Origin of the sequence: Clostridium sp. DSM 8431, assembly GCF_900116755.1 — a bacterium.
Classification (GTDB): Bacteria; Bacillota; Clostridia; order Clostridiales; family Clostridiaceae; genus Clostridium.
The window spans coordinates 1-5,406 of the sequence record NZ_FPBY01000208.1; the positions used below are offsets into that span (position 1 = coordinate 1).

Genomic DNA, 5,406 nt, shown 5'->3' on the forward strand with positions numbered 1-5,406 from the left:
TTAAAGTCCAGTTATAAATAAATCTTGCAGTTCCAACAGATTGCCACAACTTTTCTTCTTGCTCTGTTGTTGGATATAATCTAATCTTCTTTGATAGAATCAATTGTATTCACCTCATTTCTTTTTTGTATCCTATAATAGTATTCAAAGATACGCAAAATAGTATTCAAAGATACACAAAAGACATATTAGTGAGATAATATCATTAATAAACATCTAAAAGTTATTAGACAAATCTATAAATCTCTATTTCTGAAGTTTATTATTTTTTAGTACACTTTTCTAAGGTTTTATAATATTTTTGTAACTGTTACTTAACCCCTCTTTCTATATCTCTTTCTAGCTTTCTCTCTTTAAAACTTACAAAAAGCTGGTTTAAATCATATCCTTAAGGATATAAATCTGAAGCCTTAACTTCTAACTTTACTCTTCTATAATTTACTTCTATAAATTCATTTTTATATAAAACAACTATATTGTTATAATTATCTCTTTCCTTATAAACTATAGCAGATTCCTTTTTATCTAAAAGAATAACTCTATCCCCTACAGAAAACTTATATTCCTTTGTCTCTATAACTCTAGCTTATATATTCTTTTTAACCTTACTTTCCTTAACCTTTCCTAAGTTATAATTTTTATTTTCAATATAGTTTTTTGTTCTATCTAATATTTTATCAGGTATACCCATCTTCTTAGAAATATAAAGAGCATTACTATCCCCTGCTTTTCCAATTTGAAGTCTATATAAAGGTTCTAAAGTTTCCTTCTTAAACTCCATAGCCGCATTTTCAAAGTCTGGATGTTCCTTTGAAAAATTCTTTATTTCTCCATAATGAGTTGTTGCAATGGTTATACATCCCTTATGATAAAATTCTTCTAGTATAGATATAGCAAGAGCTGCTCCCTCATTTGGTTCTGTACCACTACCAATTTCATCAAATAATAATAAGGATGATTTTCCAGAACCTTTTAAAATATAAGCTAAATTTTTAACATGAGATGAAAAGGTACTTAAAGCATTCTCTACACTTTGATTGTCACCAATATCAACAAATATATTTTCAAAAACAGCTATTTCACTTCCTTCTTTAGCTGCAATATGAAGTCCTGATTGTACTGCTAAAGTTAACATCCCTACTGTTTTTAATACAACTGTTTTACCACCTGCATTTGGACCTGTAATAATAAGCGTACGATAATTTTCTCCTATCTCTAAGTTTAAAGGCACGCTATTTTTAATAAGAGGATATTTCCCATCAACTATTTTTATAAACCCATAATTATTTAATTTGGGCTCTATGCCTTGAACTTCTTTACTATACTTAGCTTTTGCAAAAATCATATCAAAGTTTGCTATAACCTCAATATTCATCTTAAGTTCTCGTATTTTTTCTGATACAAGCTCTGTAAGTTCTCCTAAAATTCTATATTCCTCCATGCTTTCTTCTAACTTTAATGTTTCAAGTTCTGATGTAAGCTTTGAAATTACAGAAGTCTCCATAAATACAGTTGAACCTTTTGAAGAAACTTCAATAATAACTCCATCAATATTATTTTTAAAGGCAGCCTTTATTGGTATAGTGAACCTACCATTTCTTTTACTTATAAAAAATTCTTGAATACACTTTTTATTTTCACTATTTTTAAGAAATTTATTAAGCTTCTCTGATACTTTACCTTCACATTCATCTATAAGTCTTCTTGTTTTCTTTAGAGTTCTACTTGCATTAGAGTTTACTATTGATCCTGTTATTGATCTATTTATTTCTTCTTCAATACTACTTAAATTTGATATATTTATGGCATATATAGATAAATTCTCGGCATATCCCTCCTTGTTTTCAAAGAATTTTTTAACCTTACGGCATCCCCTTAAAAAGTCTGAAATCTGCGTCAAATCAGAAGCTTCTAAGGCTGATCCTTTCTCAATCATTTCAATATAAGGAGCCACATTAAATATGCCATCTAAAGGAATATGATAAGCCGCATCTAAAAGATTTCTAGCCTCACTTGTTTCCTTTAATCTTTCTCTTACAACTTTTATATTTCCTGATGGTTCTAATTTATCTATTAAACATCTCCCAAGTCCACTTACACAATAACCTTTAACTATTTCCTTAAGGCTTTCATAATTTAATTTTTCTAACATATTCTTATCCATATCTTAAACCTTCCTTCATAAAAATCTAAGATACAGTCAGCAAAAAATACACTTAAGATAGATTTTATATTTCATCAAAAATAAAAAGCTATGGATATCTTCCACAGCTTAAAATTGAGCCCTATATAAACAAATATGTTTATATAGATATAGCACTTTTGCTGTTTCTGTATCATAATAGTTCTAATTAATTCCACAACAAATAAAGGTTTAACACCCCTAAAAATTTTGAAATCATTATTAAATTAACTATTTGATATTAGACACTCACAAAAATACCTCTCTTTATTTAAAATCTATCTTTTATATTATTATATCCTAATTAAAAGATTAATTTCAATATTTTAGATATTTTTCATTAATACTTCAATAAATCTTTTTAATTTAGATTTATTTTCTCCAAATACCTCTATATTATTCTCACAAAAAAGATTATTTAAAAATTTTCTATCAGCCTCAATATTTTCAGTCTCTAATTCTATTTCGTAATCTTCTTTTCCTAAATACCTACTTTTATCCAAACTTATCATAGCTTCTTCATTAATAAAGTAATTTGTTCTTTCCGTAGACAGATTACCTATAACTATAAGTTTATCAGCAATTTCATTTAAGACTTCAGCTTTATCTTCAAATAAATGTATATACTTTTTTATTTCTTTATTTTCTAATATGTCTTCTGCTTCCTTCTTACTTAAATCAATAGTAAGCTCATCCTTGATTTTTAAATCCTCATCTTCCTCTAATGAATTACTTTTAACCTTAGCTTTGAAACAACTCCTGATTTCCTTAAATCAAAATCTTTAGTATCTATATAAAAGTTAGTTTGATTTACTACTCCAGCTTTCTTATAGCCTTCATTTTCTATAAAAAATTTTAGTCTTAAAAAATCTTCTTTTTTTAATTGAAATTTAAATTCTTTTTCTACTTCTACTCTCATAACCTATCCCTTCAAAAATTGTATCGGTCTATTTGTCCTCTAAATTTTTTTCCTCTATAATTATAAACTAAAGGATGTGAAAAAATGAAGGAATTTACACAAAAAAAGATAGCACTTATTAATGATATCACTGGCTTTGGTCGATGTTCTATATCCGTAGCTCTTCCAATTATATCAGCTCTTAAAGTTCAGTGCGCTTTTTTACCTACAGCTATACTTTCAAATCACACTGGTTTTGAAAATTATTATTTTGATGATTATACTCCAAAAATGAAACCATATATGGAAGCCTGGGAGAAAAATAATTTAAGTTTTGATGGAATCTTCACAGGTTTTTTAGGGTCTGAAGAACAGATTGATATAGTAATAGAATTTATAAAAAAGTTTAAAACAGAAAACAACATAGTAATAGTTGATCCTGTTATGGGTGATAACGGAAAAATCTATCGTACATATACAGATAAGATGTGTGAAAAAATGAAGAAACTTATTAAATATGCAGATTGTTTAACACCTAATCTTACTGAACTTTGTAGACTTTTAGACATACCATACCCAAAGGAAACTCCTTCTTTAGAAGAACTTAAAAATCTTTGCATAAAGCTTTCTAAAGAAGGTCCAAAAAAAATAGTTGTTACAGGGTTAAAACGTAATGATACTATTGAGAACTTTGTTTTTGAAGAAGGAAAAGAATTCAAAACTATTTCAGTAAAAAAAGAATGTGATGAAAGAAGTGGTACAGGGGATGTTTTCTCTTCAATAGTATCAGCTTCAATTGTAAAAGGAGAAGATTTTGCATATAGCATAGAAAAAGCTGCAAAGTTTATCAGCAAAGCATTAAAATTTACTAATGATATAAATATTCCAGCTAACTGGGGTGTATGCTTTGAAGAATTTTTAACAGAACTTAAATAATTTATAAGGATGTGTTCATATGGTTATCTTATATACTGCTGATAATGGAAAATTTATAAGTTTAAAAAATATTACATTAGAAGAAATGGAAGCTAAAAATATTAAGAAAAATGTTTATGTAAACTTAACTAATAAATGCCCTTGTGCATGTACTTTTTGTTTAAGAAAAACAAAGGAAATGCTTGAATCAAATAGTCTTTGGTTAAAAAGAGAACCTACTATCTCTGAAGTAATAGAAGAATTTGAATCTATAGATCTTCCTAAATTTGATGAAGTAATATTCTGTGGATTTGGTGAGCCTTCTGAAAGAATTTACGATATAGTTAAAATCGCAAAATATATTAAAGAAAGATGTCCGAATATGCCAACAAGAATCAATACAAATGGACTTTCAGATTTAGTAAATAATAAACCAACAGCTCATATCTTAAAGGGACTTATAGATACTGTTTCTATAAGTCTTAATGCTCCAAATGCTGATGAATTCTTAGAGATAACTCAAAATAAATTTGGAATAAAATCTTATGAGGCTATGAAAAAATTTGCACTAGCCTGCAAAAACTATGTTCCAAATGTTGTTTTTACTGTAGTTGACTGTATTGGCGAAGAAAAAATCAAAGAGTCTCAAGCAGTTTGTGATGAACTTGGAATTAAATTAAGAGTAAGGGCTTTTGAAGAATAAATTAAAAGCGTTATGCTAAAATGCATAACGCTTTATTTATTAAAATTTTTTATAAAAATAAAAGAAGTGATAAAAATTAAACTTTATCACTTCTCTACTTAATTACTTGGTGGCTTACCGGGGAATCGAACCCCGGACACCTTGATTAAAAGTCAAGTGCTCTACCGACTGAGCTAGTAAACCATATGTAATTAAATGGTGCACCATCACGGGTTCGAACCGGGGACACCCTGATTAAGAGTCAGGTGCTCTACCAATTGAGCTAATGGTGCATATATGGTGCGTGTTAAGAGATTCGAACTCCTGGCCCACGCCTTAGAAGGGCGTTGCTCTATCCAGCTGAGCTAAACACGCATTTTAACATTATTATGTTAATAATGGAGCGGGTAGTGGGAATCGAACCCACCTTTCCAGCTTGGAAGGCTGGAGTATTACCGATATACGATACCCGCAAGTAGCTTGCCTATATAATATAACATCCTCATAATATATTGTCAACACTTTTTATAAAAAAAATTTTTTTGTCAAAAAAACAAGAAGATAGGCATTTTAATTACCTATCTCCCAATTACTTAAATTTTAAACTTTCCAATACTTTCTTTAACTTTATCTACAAGATCAGTTAGCTGTTCTGCACCATCTGTTACTGATTCAAAAGCCTTACTTTGTTCATCCATTGACTGACTAATTTCTTCAGTAAGAGCTGCT

General features: G+C 28.7%; 5 protein-coding genes, 4 tRNA genes and 1 pseudogene. 2 read left to right on the forward strand and 8 right to left on the reverse strand.

The window, feature by feature from the left end; genetic code table 11:
• The 4 genes and pseudogenes from BM384_RS15240 to BM384_RS18585 all read right to left on the reverse strand — a co-directional run.
• A partial coding sequence (locus BM384_RS15240) for a helix-turn-helix domain-containing protein (protein WP_139232151.1) occupies window positions 1-103 on the reverse strand: 103 nt, incomplete at its 3' end.
• A 207-nt stretch (window positions 104-310) separates the two neighbouring features.
• Window positions 311-2,164: pseudogene (locus tag BM384_RS15245) on the reverse strand (endonuclease MutS2).
• A gap of 344 nt (window positions 2,165-2,508) precedes the next feature.
• Window positions 2,509-2,946, reverse strand: coding sequence for a CYTH domain-containing protein (locus BM384_RS18580; protein ID WP_090014870.1), 438 nt, complete (start codon window positions 2,944-2,946; stop codon window positions 2,509-2,511).
• Window positions 2,904-3,101, reverse strand: coding sequence for a CYTH domain-containing protein (locus tag BM384_RS18585; RefSeq protein WP_090014872.1), 198 nt, complete (start codon window positions 3,099-3,101; stop codon window positions 2,904-2,906). Before BM384_RS18585 ends, BM384_RS18580 begins: the two co-directional genes overlap by 43 nt.
• A gap of 84 nt (window positions 3,102-3,185) precedes the next feature.
• Here BM384_RS18585 and BM384_RS15260 point away from each other — a divergent pair, with 84 nt between their 5' ends.
• Window positions 3,186-4,016: a pyridoxamine kinase gene (locus tag BM384_RS15260; RefSeq protein ID WP_090014874.1), complete on the forward strand. Its 831-nt coding sequence runs from the start codon at window positions 3,186-3,188 to the stop codon at window positions 4,014-4,016.
• A 19-nt stretch (window positions 4,017-4,035) separates the two neighbouring features.
• Window positions 4,036-4,698 carry a TatD family nuclease-associated radical SAM protein gene (locus tag BM384_RS15265; RefSeq protein WP_090014875.1) on the forward strand — a complete coding sequence of 221 codons (663 nt, stop codon included), beginning with the start codon at window positions 4,036-4,038 and terminating at the stop codon, window positions 4,696-4,698.
• A gap of 107 nt (window positions 4,699-4,805) precedes the next feature.
• On the opposite strand, the gene BM384_RS15270 is transcribed toward BM384_RS15265, so the two are convergent.
• The 4 genes from BM384_RS15270 to BM384_RS15285 all read right to left on the reverse strand — a co-directional run bounded on the left by BM384_RS15270 (window position 4,806) and on the right by BM384_RS15285 (window position 5,150).
• Window positions 4,806-4,881: transfer RNA gene (locus BM384_RS15270), tRNA-Lys, on the reverse strand.
• Between the two features lie 13 nt (window positions 4,882-4,894).
• Window positions 4,895-4,970 (reverse strand) — tRNA-Lys (locus BM384_RS15275).
• Window positions 4,971-4,975: 5 nt separating this feature from the next.
• Window positions 4,976-5,052 (reverse strand) — tRNA-Arg (locus BM384_RS15280).
• A gap of 24 nt (window positions 5,053-5,076) precedes the next feature.
• Window positions 5,077-5,150: transfer RNA gene (locus BM384_RS15285), tRNA-Gly, on the reverse strand.
• Window positions 5,151-5,406: the final 256 nt, after the last annotated feature.

Bases quoted from the DNA above. Each gene is read 5' to 3' on its own strand.
- BM384_RS18585 (WP_090014872.1), bottom strand. From the start codon at position 3,101: ATGAGAGTAGAAGTAGAAAAAGAATTTAAATTTCAATTAAAAAAAGAA.
- BM384_RS15260 (WP_090014874.1), top strand. From the start codon at position 3,186: ATGAAGGAATTTACACAAAAAAAGATAGCACTTATTAATGATATCACT.
- BM384_RS15265 (WP_090014875.1), top strand. From the start codon at position 4,036: ATGGTTATCTTATATACTGCTGATAATGGAAAATTTATAAGTTTAAAA.